The sequence below is a fragment of the Pseudomonas agronomica genome (assembly GCF_025917275.1).
Classification (GTDB): Bacteria; Pseudomonadota; Gammaproteobacteria; order Pseudomonadales; family Pseudomonadaceae; genus Aquipseudomonas; species Aquipseudomonas agronomica.
Window position 1 is genome coordinate 1 of the sequence record NZ_JAOSHO010000657.1, and the last position, 2,345, is coordinate 2,345.

The 2,345-nt window shown below is 60.2% G+C and carries 2 protein-coding genes; both read left to right on the forward strand.

Features of this window, described 5'->3' with window-relative positions:
- Positions 1-152: 152 nt before the first annotated feature.
- Positions 153-1,529: a 2-oxoadipate dioxygenase/decarboxylase HglS gene (hglS, locus tag OC610_RS25840; protein WP_269808096.1), complete on the forward strand. Its 1,377-nt coding sequence runs from the start codon at positions 153-155 to the stop codon at positions 1,527-1,529.
- Between the two features lie 286 nt (positions 1,530-1,815).
- On the forward strand, positions 1,816-2,334 hold the full coding sequence (locus OC610_RS25845; protein ID WP_030142096.1) for an Hcp family type VI secretion system effector: 519 nt from the start codon (positions 1,816-1,818) through the stop codon (positions 2,332-2,334).
- Positions 2,335-2,345: the final 11 nt, after the last annotated feature.

A 2,345-nucleotide genomic window follows, 5' to 3' on the forward strand; every position in this document is an offset into this window, starting at 1 on the left:
GGGATTTGCGTTGACGCTCAGCGCCACGGTGCTCCAGCCTGCGGATCAGTCCCTGACAGAATGAAGTCCTGAAGATTCTTCGTTTGCCGGCATTGGCGAAGACTGCGATCTTTCGTTCAACTTTCCCACAGTCCTCGCCAGGAATTCTTACGATGAGCTTCGTCAGCCCCGACTTGATCCGCCAACGCTTTTCCAGGGCGATGTCCGACATGTACCGCGACGAGGTGCCGCTGTATGGCGCATTGATGAACCTGGTGGAACAGACCAACGCCCAGGTGCTGGTAAACGATCCACCCCTGGCCGAGCATCTGCGCAGCACCGGCGAGATCGAGCGCCTGGACCTTGAACGTCATGGTGCGATCCGCGTTGGCACCGCCGCCGAATTGGCGATGCTGGGTCGCCTGTTTGCGGTCATGGGCATGCAGCCGGTGGGCTATTACGACCTCACGCCTGCCGGGGTGCCGGTGCACTCCACGGCATTTCGTGCTGTCCACGAGACATCGCTGCAAGTGAGCCCGTTCCGGGTCTTCACCTCGCTGTTGCGCCTGGAGCTGATTGAAAACACTGAGCTTCGAGATTTTGCCGAGTCGGTGCTGGCCAAACGGCAGATTTTCACCACCGACGCCCTCGATCTCATTGAGCTGGCCGAGCGCCAAGGTGGCCTGACGGAGCACCAGGCCGACGAATTTGTCCTGCAAGCACTGGAAACCTTTCGCTGGCACCACAGCGCCACGGTCACCGCCGAACAATACCAACAACTCAGCGCCCAGCATCGCCTGATCGCCGACGTCGTGGCCTTCAAGGGCCCGCACATCAACCACCTGACGCCGCGCACCCTGGACATCGACACCGTCCAGGCCGAGATGCCGCGGCATGGCATCACGCCCAAGGCCGTGGTCGAGGGGCCGCCCCGCCGCCGGTGCCCGATCCTGCTGCGCCAGACCAGTTTCAAAGCCCTCGACGAACCCGTCGCGTTTACTGACTCGCCTCAATCCGAGGGCAGCCACAGCGCGCGTTTTGGCGAGATTGAACAACGCGGCGCCGCCCTCACGCCCAAAGGACGTGCGCTGTACGATCAATTGCTCAACGCCGCACGGGATGCCCTGGGGGCGTTTCCCAACGAAGCCAACGCGCAACGCTACAACGCGTTGATGGCTGAACATTTCGCCCAATTCCCTGACACCCTCGATGAGCTACGCCAGCAGGCATTGGCGTTCTTCCGCTACTTTCCGACCTCGAAAGGCCTGGCCGCCAAGGGCACGTTGGACAAGCCGGTCACACTGGAGCGCCTGTTGGAACAGCAATACCTGCGCGCCGAACCCTTGGTGTACGAGGATTTCCTGCCGGTCAGCGCCGCCGGTATTTTCCAGTCGAACCTGGGCGACGCCGCCCAGAGTCACTACGCTGGCCAATCCAATCGGCAGGCATTCGAAACCGCACTGGGACGGCCAACCATTGATGAATTGGCGCTGTATGCCGCAACACAGCAGCGCTCCATCGATGAGTGCATGACTGCACTGGGTGTGTAGAAAAAGCCAAAGGTCAGACGGCGCAAGAAGTTGCACGGATCGGTCGCTTCAATCCCGTTCTTGTCGCCGTTTTAGCCGCCCGTACGCGATACGCAATCGACTGTCGTGCCCGGCGCAACTCATTGCATGAATACCCGGCGCTTGTCGCCAGATCCGATTACGTAATCTCGTCAACTCTTTGATTTACAGAGATTTTCAAGCCGATGGCACAGCTCTTGATAACTCAGGCAGCCCCGGGACGATTCGCGACCCGGGCTTTCAGATTATTCCGCAAGGAGAGCATCCATTGGCTACCCCCGCTTACATGTCCATCGAAGGCACCAAACAAGGTTTGATCACGGCCGGCGCGTTTACCGCCGACTCGGTGGGCAACACCTATCAGGAAGGTCATGAAGACCAGGTCATGGTGCAAGGCTTCGAGCATCAGGTGATCATCCCGCGCGATGCACAGTCGGGCCAGCCAACCGGTCAGCGCGTGCACAAGCCACTGGTCATCACCAAGGTTTTCGACAAGGCCTCGCCGCTGCTGCTCGCAGCCCTGACCAGCGGTGAGCGCCTGACCAAGGTCGAGATCCAGTGGTTTCGCACATCAGCCGCAGGCACCCAGGAGCACTACTACACCACCACCCTGGAAGACGCGATCATCGTTGACATGAAGGACTATATGCTCAACTGCCAGGACCCGAACAACAGCCACTTCACCCACCTGGAGGATGTTCACTTCACGTATCGCAAGATCACCTGGACCCATGAAGTCAGCGGCACGTCGGGCTCCGACGACTGGCGTTCGCCGGTCGCCGGCTAAGTCGCACAAGT

Excerpts from the sequence above, each read along its gene's own strand:
- hglS (WP_269808096.1), top strand. The coding sequence starts at position 153 with ATGAGCTTCGTCAGCCCCGACTTGATCCGCCAACGCTTTTCCAGGGCG.